General features: G+C 61.8%; 12 protein-coding genes and 3 pseudogenes. 13 read left to right on the top strand and 2 right to left on the bottom strand.

The window, feature by feature from the left end; all coding sequences use genetic code 11:
- Window positions 1-14 precede the first annotated feature (14 nt).
- The 5 genes from G5S42_RS31380 (at window position 15) to G5S42_RS31360 (ending at window position 4,725) form a co-directional block, all read left to right on the top strand.
- Window positions 15-236 (top strand): hypothetical protein, encoded by a 222-nt coding sequence (locus G5S42_RS31380; RefSeq protein ID WP_176110716.1) that lies wholly within the window; start codon window positions 15-17, stop codon window positions 234-236.
- A gap of 146 nt (window positions 237-382) precedes the next feature.
- Window positions 383-1,639, top strand: coding sequence for a paraquat-inducible protein A (locus G5S42_RS31375; RefSeq protein WP_176110715.1), 1,257 nt, complete (start codon window positions 383-385; stop codon window positions 1,637-1,639).
- Between the two features lie 94 nt (window positions 1,640-1,733).
- Window positions 1,734-3,260 carry a PqiB family protein gene (locus tag G5S42_RS31370; RefSeq protein WP_312883653.1) on the top strand — a complete coding sequence of 509 codons (1,527 nt, stop codon included), beginning with the start codon at window positions 1,734-1,736 and terminating at the stop codon, window positions 3,258-3,260.
- A 20-nt stretch (window positions 3,261-3,280) separates the two neighbouring features.
- Window positions 3,281-3,844, top strand: coding sequence for a PqiC family protein (locus G5S42_RS31365; RefSeq protein WP_176110714.1), 564 nt, complete (start codon window positions 3,281-3,283; stop codon window positions 3,842-3,844).
- A 338-nt stretch (window positions 3,845-4,182) separates the two neighbouring features.
- On the top strand, window positions 4,183-4,725 hold the full coding sequence (locus G5S42_RS31360) for a plasmid fertility inhibition factor family protein (RefSeq protein WP_176110713.1): 543 nt from the start codon (window positions 4,183-4,185) through the stop codon (window positions 4,723-4,725).
- Between the two features lie 86 nt (window positions 4,726-4,811).
- On the opposite strand, the pseudogene G5S42_RS31355 reads toward G5S42_RS31360, so the two are convergent.
- A pseudogene (locus G5S42_RS31355) lies at window positions 4,812-5,833 on the bottom strand (sigma 54-interacting transcriptional regulator).
- Between the two features lie 94 nt (window positions 5,834-5,927).
- On the opposite strand from G5S42_RS31355, the pseudogene G5S42_RS31350 reads away from it, so the two are divergent.
- The 7 genes and pseudogenes from G5S42_RS31350 to G5S42_RS31320 form a co-directional block, all read left to right on the top strand.
- Window positions 5,928-6,893, top strand: a pseudogene (locus G5S42_RS31350) (NAD(P)/FAD-dependent oxidoreductase); the annotation flags it as partial.
- A pseudogene (locus G5S42_RS31345) lies at window positions 6,893-7,291 on the top strand (sulfite exporter TauE/SafE family protein); the annotation flags it as partial. The pseudogenes G5S42_RS31350 and G5S42_RS31345, both read left to right, overlap by 1 nt.
- Window positions 7,292-7,331: 40 nt before the next feature.
- Window positions 7,332-7,763: a YeeE/YedE family protein gene (locus G5S42_RS31340; RefSeq protein ID WP_176110712.1), complete on the top strand. Its 432-nt coding sequence runs from the start codon at window positions 7,332-7,334 to the stop codon at window positions 7,761-7,763.
- A 1-nt stretch (window position 7,764) separates the two neighbouring features.
- Window positions 7,765-8,202: a DUF6691 family protein gene (locus tag G5S42_RS31335; protein ID WP_176110711.1), complete on the top strand. Its 438-nt coding sequence runs from the start codon at window positions 7,765-7,767 to the stop codon at window positions 8,200-8,202.
- Window positions 8,203-8,265: 63 nt separating this feature from the next.
- On the top strand, window positions 8,266-8,796 hold the full coding sequence (locus G5S42_RS31330; protein WP_176110710.1) for a cytochrome b: 531 nt from the start codon (window positions 8,266-8,268) through the stop codon (window positions 8,794-8,796).
- 307 nt (window positions 8,797-9,103) lie between these two features.
- The gene (locus G5S42_RS31325; RefSeq protein ID WP_176110709.1) at window positions 9,104-10,489 is read left to right on the top strand and encodes a cytochrome C; all 1,386 of its coding nucleotides are present in this window, start codon (window positions 9,104-9,106) and stop codon (window positions 10,487-10,489) included.
- Window positions 10,490-10,580: 91 nt separating this feature from the next.
- Window positions 10,581-11,237, top strand: a complete 657-nt coding sequence (locus tag G5S42_RS31320; RefSeq protein ID WP_246392225.1) for a c-type cytochrome — start codon at window positions 10,581-10,583, stop codon at window positions 11,235-11,237.
- A 23-nt stretch (window positions 11,238-11,260) separates the two neighbouring features.
- On the opposite strand, the gene G5S42_RS31315 is transcribed toward G5S42_RS31320, so the two are convergent.
- On the bottom strand, window positions 11,261-11,830 hold the full coding sequence (locus G5S42_RS31315; protein WP_176110707.1) for a cytochrome b: 570 nt from the start codon (window positions 11,828-11,830) through the stop codon (window positions 11,261-11,263).
- Between the two features lie 338 nt (window positions 11,831-12,168).
- On the opposite strand from G5S42_RS31315, the gene G5S42_RS45265 reads away from it, so the two are divergent.
- Window positions 12,169-14,922, top strand: coding sequence for a putative bifunctional diguanylate cyclase/phosphodiesterase (locus G5S42_RS45265; protein ID WP_176110706.1), 2,754 nt, complete (start codon window positions 12,169-12,171; stop codon window positions 14,920-14,922).
- Window positions 14,923-14,976: the final 54 nt, after the last annotated feature.

Below are 14,976 nucleotides of genomic sequence, written 5' to 3'. Positions count from 1 at the left end.
CTCCCGATCCCATCATGTCTGCACTTACCGATGTCGATGCTGCATTCGCGTGCCCGCCTTTGATGGTCGCCATCGTCTTCTCTGTGGCGTACCTGCTGGTTGGCATTCCAGTCCATTTCACGCGCGGTGCGCTCGCGAGGGACGTGCTCGGTACGTTGGCAGGCGTTTTCGCTGCACTCGTCTATATCACGTGGGTTCTCGGGTTCCATGCAAACATTCATTCCCCGCTACGGTGAGTCCGCGGTGTGCCGACCTTGCCCACGAGCGACTGCCGCTTCCCCGTAATACCCGGTCTGCTTACCCACGACCCAGACGCCTTGTCTTTTAGGCACGGCCTGCAGGCTCATACGCTGGCAACCGGACACGGAGAACGGATAAAACCATGTTGAGTGCCTGTCGCGAATGCGACTTTCTTCAAGCGGTCACGCGACTCCCGGATGGCGGTGCGGCGCGTTGTGCACGTTGTGGCGCGGTTCTCTACAAAAGCTCGCCTGCCACATCCGGTCGCGCGCTGGCGTTCACGCTCGCTGCCGCCGTCCTGTTTGCGATCGCCAACTGCTTTCCGATATTCGGGTTCCGGCTTCACGAGACGCTCGTTGAAACCACACTTCTCGGAGCCGCTTCGTCGCTCTACGCAGAGGGCATGTGGCCCATCGCAGGCCTGGTTATCGTGACGACGCTGTTGATGCCAGCACTCAACATTGCCGCAATGATCTATCTGCTTCTCCCGTTGCATCTCGGCCGAATTCCGCAACGGCCGGAACAAGCGCTGCGGGTGCTGCGACACGTCGCCCCTTGGGCAATGATCGAGGTGCTCGTGCTTGCCATGCTCGTTGCGCTCGTCAAACTCCAGCACATCGCAGACGTCGTCCCGGGAGTCGGAATCGCTGCATTCGTCGCGCTGATGGTGTTGCTGGCCGCCGCAACCGCTGCTTTCTCCAGCCCTGAGATCTGGGCGCGTATCGAGTCTTCCCCGGCGCACGTCGGCATTTCACCCGCTGGGTGGAGCACTTCCACCGGGACCACGGCGGCACGGGTCGGTCTGGCCTCCTGTCAACTTTGCGGCCTGCTCTCAAAGCCGCTCGCGCCTGACCACCCCGGAACCTGCCCGCGTTGCGGCTCGGTACTGCATCTGCGCAAGCCCGACAGTCTCGCTCGCACGTGGGCATTTCTATTGACCGCCATGGTTCTCTACATACCGGCCGTTCTGCTCCCGGTCATGATGACAAGTACTTTGTTCGGCGCTCAATCGGACACGATCCTCAGCGGCGTTGTCTTTCTGTGGAGCTCCGGATCGCGGCTGCTCGCCGTGATCGTATTCATCGCAAGTATCCTGGTGCCCGTGCTCAAAATCCTGTCGTTGGTTTTTCTCGCCTGGACCACCCAGGCAAGATCTCCGCTCATTCCTGGCAGGCGAACCCGGATCTATCGGCTGATCGAGTTCGTGGGCCGCTGGTCAATGCTCGACATCTACGTCATCTCGATTCTGGCGGCTTTCGTGCAATTCGGCGAAATTGCGACGATCGATGCGGGACCCGGTGCGATCGCGTTCGGGGCGGTGGTCGTGCTGACGATGTTTGCCGCATTGTCGTTCGACCCGCGACTCATCTGGGACGCCGTGGAGCCCGAAAGTGAATAACCCGTCTGGAGGGAGCGGCGAGCGGAACGCATTCAACCTACCGGTCGCAGTCGTTGCGCAACCGCCGCGTTGGCGCCTGCAGTTCGTCTGGCTCGTGCCGCTTGTCGCACTCCTGATCGCCGGCGGGCTGGCGGTGCAGTCCATCATGCAAAGAGGCCCGACCATCACGATCGGTTTCGCCACCGGTGACGGAATCGAGGCCGGCAAGACAAAGATCAAGTTCAAGAACGTCGATATCGGCGTGATCAAAAGCCTCGAACTCTCCGACGATCACAAAACCGTGATAGCTCACGCGGAGATGTCTCCCAATTCCGCCAGCATGCTCGTTGACGACACCCGCTTCTGGGTGGTTCGACCGCGCATATCGGGCGGCACGGTATCGGGGATCACCACCTTGATATCCGGCGCTCACATCGGTATGGACATCGGTACTTCGCAGACAGCGCGTCGCGCTTTCGCCGGTCTCGAGTCGCCCCCGGTCCTCGCATCCGGGACACCCGGACGCGAGTTCGTACTGAAGAGCGGCACCATCGGTTCGCTGGACGTCGGCTCGCCGGTTTTCTTCCGGCGGCTCCAGGTCGGCCGGATCGTCTCCTACGCGCTCGACGCCGACGGGGCCGGCATGACCATCCACGTTTTCATCAATGCCCCTTACGACCGGTACGTGACCCATGACACACGTTTCTGGCAGGCGAGCGGCGTCGATGTAACGCTGGACACGACCGGCGTCAAAGTCAACACTGAGTCGCTGGTATCGATCCTGATTGGCGGCCTCGCCTTCGAAACCCCGCCCGATTCGTCCGACAAGGTTGAAGCGCAGGCCCAACATGCCTACGAGCTTTTTGGCAGCCGCGGCGAGGCCATGAAGCGACATGACGCCATCGTCGACAAATACGTGCTGACTTTCAACGAGTCCGTGCGCGGCTTGACCGTGGGTGCGCCGGTCGATTTCCGGGGAATCGTCATCGGCGAGGTGTCGGCGATCCGCGTGCACTTCGATCCGGTCAGGAAGGAATTCAGCATTCCGGTCGAGGTCAGCATCTTTCCCGAACGACTGGTCTCGCGAGAAGACTGGCAAAGAGATGCCGGCAGTACGCCGCCGGAGCGAAAAGCGTTTGCGGGCTACCTCGTGTCGAAGGGATTGCGCGCGCAACTGAGAACAGCGAGTCTGCTCACCGGACAACTTTATGTGTCGATCGATTTCTTCCCGGCTGCGCCCAAAGCGGCCGTCGACTGGAATGAAAAGGTACCGCAATTGCCAACCGTGCCAGGCAACCTGCAGGGCTTACAGGAGTCGATCACGACGCTCGTCGCGAAGCTAAACAGGATTCCGTTTGACGGAATCAGCGCAGATCTGCACAAGACGCTCAGCGATGCGGACACATTGCTGAAAATCATCAATACCGATATTGCGCCTGGGGCAAAAGAAACGCTGAGCGCGGCTCGTGAGGCGCTGACCTCCGCGAACAGTGCGCTGCAAAGCGACTCGCCGTTACAGCAGCAGACGGCCGAAACAATGCGTGAATTATCGCGCGCTGCGGCGTCGATCCGCTCGCTCGCGGAATTCCTCGAACGTCATCCGGAATCGCTGATCCGTGGCAAGCGGGAGGATCCGCCATGAACAGACTGATATCGCTATCCTTGTCGATCATCGTAACCGGCTGTCTGGTGGCGTGCACTGCCCCGCCCGCGTCGAAGTTTTACACATTGAGCCCTGTCCGGATTACCCGCACCTCACCGGCCGTCGAACGCGTTGCGATCGCGTTCGATCCGGTTACGCTTCCCGAACTCGTCGATCGACCGCAGATGGTCGTGCGGCTGGAGCCGAACCGGGTGTCGATCGATGAGTTCGCTCGCTGGGCGGAGCCTCTCAAGAACCAGATTCCGCGCGTATTGGCCGCGGATCTTGAGCAGATCATCCCGGGTGCGATCGTATCCACGTACCCGCAACATGCCGACGATACGGCGTACCGAGTTTCGGTTGACGTGCAGACCTTCGATTTGTCGGCGGACGGGACGGTGAAGCTGGCCGTGCTCTGGTCTGTGCGTGCGCCGAAGCTGGGCGATAGAGTAAGCGGACGCTCTGTCGTATCTGGAAATGCTCGAGGTAGGAGGTACGACGCCTTCGTGAGCGCGCACGACAGGGCGCTCGAATGCGTTGCCTGGGACATCGCCTCAGCCACGTATTCGATGATGCATCCGTGAAAACGCAAGATTTCGGGTTCGCAAGGCGATGCGGCCCTGCGTCACGGATCTCATCATCTCTAGATACAGGCACGCTCTATCTGGCGGGTGACTAGCGGTGTAGACGCTGGTCAGTACCGCACGTAATGGCGAGCGTACTGTTCCAGCGAAACGTCGCAATTCTTCTAGCGCCGGGCCGACGCATGTATTCAAATGACGATGCCCCCGCAGCCTCCGACCCGCGAATGCCAGAGCGGGCCTTGCACTGAATGGAGCATTCTTGAAACCGTGGAGCAGTTTGGCTGGACGCTGAGCCGGCCGCGCGCCGCTCGAATAGTTTTCTGCAGATCGGGATTACCGTGCAAACTTACATTGGACCATCTGAATCCGCAGTTGCTAGCAAAGCGGCTCTGTTCAAGGTTGCTACCGATCGCGGTCATATCATCATGAGCGTGGACTCCGATCAAGACAAGAACGAAGAGCGCGCAATCGTTGAAGTCCGGCGCGATGCTTTGCTGGGGCTATGGCGGAACTGGACCACAACTGAAAACGAACTCGTCTGCTCGTCTCGTGCACCATCGACCCCGCTGAGAAGAAAGCTTGCGTTCGCCGACGAAGCTTTCATGCTGGGCAGGATCGCCCCTATACCGCTGGCTGAAGTTCGATGCCGGGTGCGTCCGCAATCGATTGCTCGATCGACCAATGCATCGTCCTTTGTTCAAACGACGACCCAGCCGTATGTGTGTGTGGCCGATGGCATCGACCGCATGCTCTGGCTCACTTCGACCGGGGCACGCTGCTTTCCGGTCGTGTGCCTGGTACCCGAGGCTCCGTTGCTTTCCCGGCTGGCCGGCACGCCTCGCAGCCAATGGGTCCGGGTTTCAGAACTATTGCGACGCTGAATCGGATGCGCGCGCGTGCGGGCAGTCGGTGAGAACCACCTGCGTGAAGGCGAATACGCATACGTTTCGCTACGACGCCTAAAACGTTAGGCACCCTCACCACCCGCGATCGCTTTAAGCCGGCGATAAAGCGTGCGCTCGCTCAAACCGAGCTGCGCGGCAAGCTCACTGCGCTTCCCGCGGAATTGCGCCGCTGCGCTCGCGAGTTCCGCATCGGTGAGCTTGCGCGGCAAGCCCAGACCCACGACCAGCGATTCCTTCGCCGCGCCGGAAGCCTTTTCGCGGACCGCCTCGGGCAAGTGTTCCGGGCGGATCACGCCGCCGTCGGCGAGCAGATTGGCGCTCGAGCACGTTGCGCAATTCGCGGATGTTGCCGGGCCACGCATAGGCGCGCAACAGCGCCAACGCCTCGGTGCTTACGGCTCGTCGCGCCGGTGAACGCGCCTTTCTCGAAGCCGAACAACTCGCTTTCGAACAGCGTCTCGGTGATGCCCGAGCAATCCACCACGACGAACGGCCCCTGGCCGCGGCTGCTCGCTTCGTGCACCGCAGGCGCGAACAGCTCCTTGCCGGTGCCCGATTCGCCGAGCAGCAGCACGGGCAGCATCGAAGGCGCGACGCGCTGCAAAGCGGAAATCGCCTCGTTGAACGCGGGCGCGCGCCCGTCCAGACCTTCGGAGCTTGGCCGCGCGGACGCGCTCCTGACCGTGGCGAGACGTTCGACATAGGCGACGATGCGTGCTTGCCGGTCGAAGATCGGCCGCAATTCGACGTCCACGTGCTCCGGGCCTCTCGGGGTGTGATGGATATGCAGCACGCGATCCGCACTGCGATTTTCCGTCGCGCGTTTCATCGGGCAGTGCTCGCCCGCCTGATCGCACGGCACGTCGTAGTGATGGGAAACCTGATAGCAGCGGCGCCCGATGTGCGCCTGGCCTTCGACGCCGAACTGGCGTTGATACGCGCGGTTCGCGGCCAGAATCTGATAGTGCGGATCGAGCACGATCGCCGGTTGCGGATCGTGCTCCAGATACGACACCAACGTGCTCACGTCGGGTACCACTGCGGCCACGCCGTCAGGCGCGCCAAAGGATTGCGACGGAAGCATCTGCCACCGCCCGAAAGCGATGGCGTGTCGTACATCAAGGTACCGGTCGATGCGCTGTAAGCGCGACGGCGTAATACAAACAGGAGGACCCTACATGCGGAACATGAAACTCACGGACCCTTCGAATCCAGCGGCAGACACGCTCGCCGCCGCATCGCAACGGATGCGGCCGACGCACCGGCACGACGTGGTGATCGTCGGCGCCGGCGCGGCAGGTATCGCGACGGCATCGAGCCTGCTCGCGCGCTGTCCCGATCTCGACATCGCGGTCATCGATCCCGCCGACACGCACTATTACCAGCCCGGCTGGACGATGGTCGGCGCCGGCGTGTTCGCCCCGGAAACGACGGCACGTCCGATGACGACCGTGCTGCCCATGAAGGTGAAGCGGATCAAGACCGCCGTCACGCGCTTCGAGCCGGCGCAAAACCTCGTGATTCTCGACGACTCGCGCGCCGTCGAATACCGCCAGCTAGTGGTGCGCCCCGGCCTCAAACTCGACTGGAACGCGATCGACGGCCTCGTCGACACGCTCGGGCGCAACGGCGTCACGTCCAATTACCGCTACGACCTCGCGCCGTACACGTGGAAGCTGACGCAGCAACTCGAAACGGGTCGAGCCATTTTCACGCAGCCGCCGATGCCGATCAAATGCGCCGGCGCGCCGCAAAAAGCGATGTATCTCGCGTGCGATCACTGGCGGCGCAGCGGTCGGCTGCAACATATCGGCGTCGAGTTCCGCAACGCCGGCGCGGCGCTGTTCGGCGTCGCCGACTGCGTGCCTGCGTTGATGCAATACGTCGAGCGTTACGGCATCGCGCTGAACTTCGGCTCCGCGCTGAGTGCGGTCGGTGGCGACGCGAAGATGGCGAGATTCACACACACGTTTGCCGATGGCAGCAAGGAAAGCTTCGAGACCGGCTTCGACATGCTGCACGCCGTACCGCCGCAAAAGGCGCCCGACTTCATCCGCGACAGCGCGCTCGCCGATGCGGCCGGCTGGCTCGATGTCGATCATGCCACGCTACGGCACAAGCGCCACGAGAACATCTTCGGCCTCCGGCGACTGGCCGCTTTCGCTGGACCTGGCCGACCGCAGCCGCACTCGCGGCCACCGGGTCGCTGACCGGATTGATGACGGGTATGCTCGGCGTCGGCGGCGGCTTCATCATGGTGCCGATGATGCGCAAGCTGATCGACGTGTCGATGCACGGCATCGTCGCGACTTCGTTGATGGTGATCGCGCTCGTGGGCAGTGGCGGCGTTCTCGCAACGGCCACCCACGGCGCAACACTTCCACTCGAAGTCGCGTTGTGGTTCACTGGCGCCACCGCCGCCGGGATGCTCAGCGGACGGCTCGCGTCGCATCGCATCGCCGCCCATCATGTGCAGTTGGGCTTTGCGAGCATCCTCGTGTGCGTGGCGCTCGGCCTGCTGGTCAAAGCGGCGCTGATGTAAGCGCTGCCGCAACCCACCCAACAATCAAACAGAGCGAACCATGATCGATCTCGACCATTTCACCCCGATCGCCTCCCTGTGCGGAGGCCTGCTGATCGGCGTCGCGGCTGCGGCGATGGTGCTTTTGCTGGGCCGCATCGCCGGAATCAGCGGGATAGTCGGCGGCCTGCTGCGCTGGACGAAGCGCGACGGCGCATGGCGCGCCGCCTTCGTCGCCGGCCTGGTCGTTGCCGCGCTGATCGCGCGCGCGGTCGATGCGCCCGTCGCAATCACCGTCGACGCGTCGTGGCCCGCCGTGATCGCGGCCGGCTTGCTGGTCGGCATCGGCACCCGCTACGGCAGCGGCTGCACGAGCGGACACGGCGTGTGCGGCATTTCACGCGGCGCCACGCGCTCGCTGGTCGCGACGGCGACGTTCATGGCGGCCGGCTTCGTCACCGTCTATATCATTCGACATCTTCTCGGAGCCTAGGATGGCAACAGCTATTTCATTCGTATGCGGGCTGCTGTTCGGCTTCGGCCTGCTGTTGTCGGGCATGGCGAACCCCGCGAAAGTGCAGGGCTTCCTCGATCTCGCCGGACGCTGGAACCCGTCGCTCGCTTTCGTGATGATGGGCGCGGTGGCCGTCGCGGCAATCGGCTTCGCGATCGCGAAACGCCGCGACAGGTCGCTGCTCGGATTGCCGATGCAAATTCCCGCGTCGACGCACGTCACGGCAAGGCTGGTGCTGGGCAGTGGCGCGTTCGGCGTCGGCTGGGGAATTGCAGGGTTCTGTCCCGGCCCCGCGCTCGTCGCGCTCGGGCTCGGGTCGGCCAAAGCGTGGGTATTCGTGGCGGCGATGATCGCGGGAATGGCCATCTTCGAGTTATTCGAACGGCGCAGACAGTCGGCCTTGGCGACCGGTTCTTAACCTGACCTTAAGGTGCCGCCGTGTAAGATCCGTTTCGACAGAAACCAACTCACAGGCGCCCCTATGCAAGTCTCGACTGAACACCGCTATGACATCGTCGCCCGTTTGCTCCATTGGCTCGTCGTCGGGCTGGTAGCCGCGCAGTTCGTGATCGGCTGGACGATGCCGGACGTGCACCGCGATACCCTGCCGGACGGCGAAATCGCCTGGCACCTTGGCGTCGGCACCGCACTGCTCGCGGCGATGGTGTTGCGGGTGCTGTGGCGCGTGACTCACCCGTCGCCGCCGGACAATCTGCCGCCGCTGTTTCGCGTCGCCTCCAAAGTCACCCACCTGGCGCTGTACGTGCTGCTCGTGCTGGTGCCGCTGCTCGGCTGGATCAACGCTTCGTCGCGCACGTGGACGGTACGCCTCGGCGGACTTGTTTCGTTACCCTCACTGTCGGCACCGGGCTCGTCATTCGGACATGCAATGGGCGATGTGCATGGCGTTCTCGCGTGGGTGCTGTTCGGTGTCATCTGCCTGCATATCGCTGCGGCAATGTTTCATCAGTTCGTCTCCGGCGACCGCGTTCTACAGCGCATGAAGATCTAGCGCGACCCCGAATAACCAAAGCCGCGGCAACTCAACAAGGCCCCTCTCGATCTCCCGCCTTGCGCGTTCAAGCGCATGCGCGGGAATAAATCGGCGTGCGCGCTCGTTCTGGAGTCTGGAGAAAGCGCTTCGCGCAGGCAAGCATCAACCCCAACGCGGCATCAGCTTGCCCCACTACGCCGATGTAAATGCGACGCCGGTCATGCCGAGCGCGAAGTGCGATGCTGTCGCCCAGTTTCCGCAGCGGGCAGGGATTCGTGCGCCCTGTGCATGACCGAATGCGGAACTGGCTGTCGGGGAGACGGACATGTCAAAGGCAATTGCAGGCGACGATGCCGCCCATCGGCTGATGGGTCACTTCTGGATGCTGGCGCTCGCCGTGCTTTGCCTGCTGGTTGCTCCAGTCGTTCGAGCGCTGCCTATATTCGCCCGTCAAACAGGGCAAAGCTGCGTCGCGTGTCACGCGGGCGGACAGTTTCCCGAACTGACGCCGTACGGTCGAATGTTCAAGCTCAATGGATATACCTTCGGCGAACGTACGGTCCCGATCGCCGTGATGGCGATGCTCGACATGACAAGGACCAGGCTCAACCATGATGCCAGCGGCAATATCGTCTCGCCCAAAGACGGTCTGCCGATCTTCGATTCAGCCAGCATCTTCCTCGCCGGCAAGATCACCGACAGGATCGGTGCGTTCACGCAATTCACCTACTCGAATTACGATCATCAGGGCAACGACGGACACTGGATCGGCCACTGGGCATCGGACAACATGGATTTCCGTTATGTGGACAGGATCATTGGGGACGCCAGCGACCTGATTCTCGGCACCACCCTGCACAACAATCCGACCGTGCAGGATGTGTGGAACAGTTCTCCGGCATGGAGTTATCCGTACATTTCCTCTTCGATCAGCACGGTCGGCTCACCCCAATTTCAGCCAATCCTCGAAGGCACACTCGCGCAGCAGGTCGTGGGTGCGGGCGGCTACCTCTACTGGAACCGGACGGTCTATGCGGAGGTGTCGCTGTATAGCACCGCTGATGGCATCTGGTCGTTCATGAGCAAGGGTAACAAGGCCGGCGACCCCAACCATCCGCAGATCTATCTGAAGGGTCAAAATCCGTACTGGCGTCTGGCCCTGACTCATGAGTGGGGGCCGCACAACATCATGGTGGGGACCTTTGGCATCAATGCGAACGTCTATCCGAACGACGCGAACTCGATGCCGATCTTTACCCAGGGTGTCACCCGCTATCGCGACATCGGTGTGGATGCGCAGTACCAGTACATCCTCGACCCGAACACCGTCACCGCACAGGCGCGCTACATCCATGAAAACATCAGCGATCCGAGTAACTTCGTGTTTGGCAACAGCCAGTCAGCGAATCTGAATTCCTTACGCCTGAAAGCCTCGTACATCTATCAGGCCAAATATGGCGTGAGTCTTTCGTTCTTCAACGTGACTGGCACCGCGGATAGTGTTGCGTACGCCGGCAGCGCGAACTCGTCGCCGGCCACGCAAGGGTGGATGCCCGAGATCTTCTGGATTCCGGTTCCGAACATCCGCGTCGGTCTTCAGTACACGCATTTCACCAAATACCTCGGCGCCCGGTCGAATTACGACGGCCATGGACGCAATGCGAGCGACAACGACACGCTATTTCTATACCTATGGGCCGCGTACTGGTGACGGTATCGGCTCACGTTCTTTAGAAGGCTCATCGATGAAACATCCAGCGAATTCCATTGAGGATTCAACGTGCCGCTTCCCACGAGCGCGATTGATCCTCGTCGCCCTATCGCTCGGCGCAACCGGCTGCCACAACCTGGAGCAGTCCAGACAGATCGACAATCCCGCCGTCGCCGGAAAGACGATCGCGTTGCAGGTATGCTCGAATTGCCATAGCGTAAATGGCGTTTCGGTATCTCCCACGTTTCCGAAACTCGCGGGCCAACCACGGGAATACCTCGTCAATCAACTGACGGACTTCAAGGCCCATGTGCGAAGCGACCCGAATGCCAGAAGATTCATGTGGGGCTTCACGCATCTGAGTGAAACGCAAATCGAGCAACTCGCCGCGTACTTCTCCAGCCAGCCGCCTCCGGTACCACGAGCGCCAGCCGATCATCGGCTCATCGATTCGGGCAGGACGATTTTTTTGTTGGGCATTCCGGACAAAGGTGTACCGGCGTGCAGTGCCTGTCACGGCCAGCGTGGGGAAGGGACGGGGGGATTTCCTCGCCTCGCCGGGCAGTACGCGGACTACGCTGAAAAACAGATACTGGTGTTCCGGAGTGCCGGGCTACGCCCCCGTGGCGAAGTGATGAAGACTATCTCCGACAATATGTCGGATCGGGACATCCGAGCCGTTGCTGCTTTCATGGAGGCGTTTCCCGCAGAGACAGAGGCGGCGGCCAGTCCCGCTGTGAATCACTAGGCGTGCGGTCTTGCCATTCGGGTTTATCGGCCAGTACGCGCCCGCCCAGTCGGAAACCAGCGCGGAAGCATGCCGACCAGGACGTCGTCCTTAAGAAAGACATGATGAAAAATAGCCGCGAACGCGTGAAACCCCGCAAGCCACATAATGGCGTCGCCGAGCCACGTGTGCAGCGATGCGATGGCTGAGCCCGCTCCATGTGAAGTACCGAGCAACGGCGGGATATCGCGAGCGCCGATCAGCGTCAGCGGATGCCCTTCTAGCCAAGCGCCAGAGATGGCGGTCAGCGGTAATGCAAGGAGAAGCAGATACAGCATCCATTGAACGGTTGCTGACATAACAACCATCCAGCGAGAAATTGGCGGTGTCTCGGGACGCGTGTCGACTAGCCGCCACGATAGGCGGATGAGCGTGAGCGCGAATACGCACAAGCCCAAAGTCTCGTGGAGTCGCCGGTCGAACTCGTGGACCGAAGAGTAGACGCGCTGCTCCGATCCACCTGGACCATAAATGAACGTCACGAGCACGAGAATTGCCGTGCACCAGTGAAGGAATTGGGCAATCGAACCGTAGCTAGTGGCAGAGCTTTTCACTGTGGCGTCTCCGATGTGCGACCTTCGCCGAACGCCTGGCACAAGCGCTGGCCGGACACTGGCGTATTGGATTCGTGAATGGATTCTACGCGCAAACTCCGAGCGAACTATCAAGCTGACGGCGGCTCACATTTTGAACGTTCTCCGTCGAACCATCGGTCCGCCAGACTGCGGTCGATCCAGATTGATTCTCAAGTTCTTCGCATTGCTGCCGATACCTTCACTGAGGAGACAATAGCCCGGTTACTGCGCGCAATAACCGGTAAAAGATGCTGACGCACAGCCATGCCGCCGTCGAGTATCAATGTTCTGCACTCACGCGCGCTGATTCTCAATCGATGCAATATATTCCGAGCTTAGGCATCGCTGGCGTCATTGGCCGGTGGAGGCGGCGACATGGCGTCGACCGGCAACTGATCATCACCGTCGCACTGGTGTTGACCGGTCTCGTCATTTTTGCTGTCGGCATCGGTTACACGCTGATATGGCACGAGCGGTCCGTTGCAGAGCGCATTCACGCCCTGCGTGCCCGCGATGACATCGAGACGCTGCAAGCCGTGCACATTCAGGCGAACGCCGACTTCCTGCTGGGGCTCGACAGTGCACGGGTCGCATCTTTCGCGTGGCCGGTGCAGCGTGTAGTCTTGGCCGCCACCTGCTTCGACCGGCTGGAACAAAGTTACGCAAGCGACCCGCGAAGCCAACTGGTGGTACGGCGTCTGCGCGGTGAGACTGCCGGCTGGGCGTGGCTTCTGGCCGACATCGCGGTACGTGCGCACGTCGCGGATGGCCGCGCCTCGGTCGACAGCCCTGATCTGCTCGCAGCGAACCGCATGCTGGCGAACATCGTCACCCAGTTGGTGACCCTCCGCGACGCGCAGACCGCTTCCCTGAGGGCTGCATCCGACAGCGCGACGCGCCACCTGGTGATAGAACGGACCGTGCTTGCAACCACGGCGCTGGCGGCATGTTTGCTTCTTTGCTATGCGCTGATCGCCCACTATCGCGCCCGTCTCGCGCGGCAACGCGCGCGCGTCATCGCAACAGAAAGCGAGCGCCGGTTCCGTCAGTACTTTGATCATCATCCACTGCCGATGTTGATTTTCGACGTCGAGACGCTATCGATCCTCGCTGCGAACCGCGCGGCCGCATCGCAATACGGACGCACGCGCCGCCAGCTATGTTCGCTCGAGATGGCCGCCCTGTATGCGCAAGCAGACTTGCCGTCGTTTCTGCGCGATCTGCACGCGCTGCTGGCCGCGGCCACCACAAGCGGCTCGGCCGGTGTATGCCGGCATCGACACAGCGACGGCACGCCCGTCTACGTCGAACTCTCGTACCACTTCCTGACCTATGGCCGTCATCGAGCGTGCTTCATCACAGCTGTTGACGTCACGGAGCGAAAGAACGCCGAGCTCGCGCTATTGCTGCGAAGCCGTGCCCTCGACGCGATTGGCAACGGCGTGCTCATCACTCGACCCGATCCGAACGGCGACGTGGTCGAATACGCCAACCCGGCATTCGAGAAAATAACCGGCTATGAGCGCCCGCAGAATTCAGGCGATCACTCCGCGCGGCCGGAAACACCCGGATTGTGGCAACAGATCGGTGCGGCGATTGCCGAGGAACGCGACGCCACCACGCTGACGAAAAGCCAACGCGCAAACGGAACAGAGTTCTGGTATCAGCTATACGTTGCACAAGTAAGCGACGAGTCGGAAAAGGTTACGCATCACATCAGCGTGGTGAGCGACCTGACGGAGCTCATCGAGTCGCGCGATCTGCTGGTCAGGCAGGCGCGCCGCGATGCGCTGACGGACTTGCCGAACCGCGTGACGCTGCGCGAACTGATCGACACGGCGATCTTCGAGGGTCACGAGTTCGCGCTGCTGTTCATCGACCTCGATCATTTCAAGGACATCAACGACAGCCTGGGCCACGGCGCCGGCGATCGCCTGTTGCAGGAAGTCGCGCGGCGGCTGTCGGCCTCGGTCGGATCGGATGGCGTGGTCACCCGCTATGGCGGCGACGAGTTCGTGACGATGTTGAAGGGTTCAACCGGCGATGCCGAACTCTGCGCCCTGTTGGCGCGCGTGACGCAAACGCTGGACGAGCCGGTGCAAATCGACGACATGCAACTGCGGGTCCGGATGAGCGTTGGGGTCAGCTGCTATCCGCAGGACGGCACGGACTGCGAAACCCTGCTGAAACACGCCGACCTTGCGATGTATCGGGTCAAGGCAGGCGGGCGCAACGGCGTCGAGCGATTTGCGCCTTCGCTCGCACATGAAGCGGCTCAGCGCATCGCGCTATCGCACAAGCTGCGCAACGCCGTCGAGCAGAACGGCTTCGAGCTGGTGTACCAGCCGCAAGTGGACATACGCAGTTACCGGCTGAGCGGGGTCGAGGCGCTGATCCGATGGCACGACCCGCACTTCGGCACGGTCAGCCCGACGACGTTCATACCCTTGGCCGAAGACATCGGTTTGATTGCGCCAATCGGAGAATGGGTGCTGCAAACTGCCTGTGCACAGGCAAAGCGCTGGGAAGAAGCGCTGCCGGGGCTGCGCATGTCGGTCAACGTGTCGCCGAGCCAGCTTACGTCGAGCGATTTCGGCGCCGTCGTGCGCCGTGCTCTTGCCGCGTCGCAATTGGCCGCGGACCGGCTGGAACTGGAGATTACCGAAGGAGGCCTGGTTGCCCCGGGCGCCCTGCCCACGCTGCGCGCGCTGCACGACATTGGCGTGTCCATAGCGATCGACGACTTTGGCGCCGGTTACTCGAGCCTGGCTTATCTGCGCAGCTTTCACGCTGACCGTCTGAAGATCGACATGTCGTTCATCCGCGGCATTGGCAGCAGTCGTGCGGATGAGACGATCATCGGGGCGATCATCGCACTTGCCCGCAACCTGCGTTTCGAAGTCGTCGCGGAAGGCGTCGAACGAGCGGAGCAATTGGCTTTTCTTGCCGAGGCCGGCTGCGAGATCGTTCAGGGATATTACTTCGCCGCGCCACAGCCAGCGGCGAATATTCCGGCCTACGCGGCGAGCCTGCTCAGCGAGTTGCACGAGTTGCAAAATGCCTCGTCGTGAGAGCCCCGCGCGCGACGACTTCACTTCGGCCCTGCGACGCCAAAGAGCGGCGCC

It is taken from the genome of Paraburkholderia youngii (assembly GCF_013366925.1).
Taxonomy (GTDB): domain Bacteria; phylum Pseudomonadota; class Gammaproteobacteria; order Burkholderiales; family Burkholderiaceae; genus Paraburkholderia; species Paraburkholderia youngii.
This window is presented reverse-complemented; position numbering and strand designations above follow the sequence as displayed.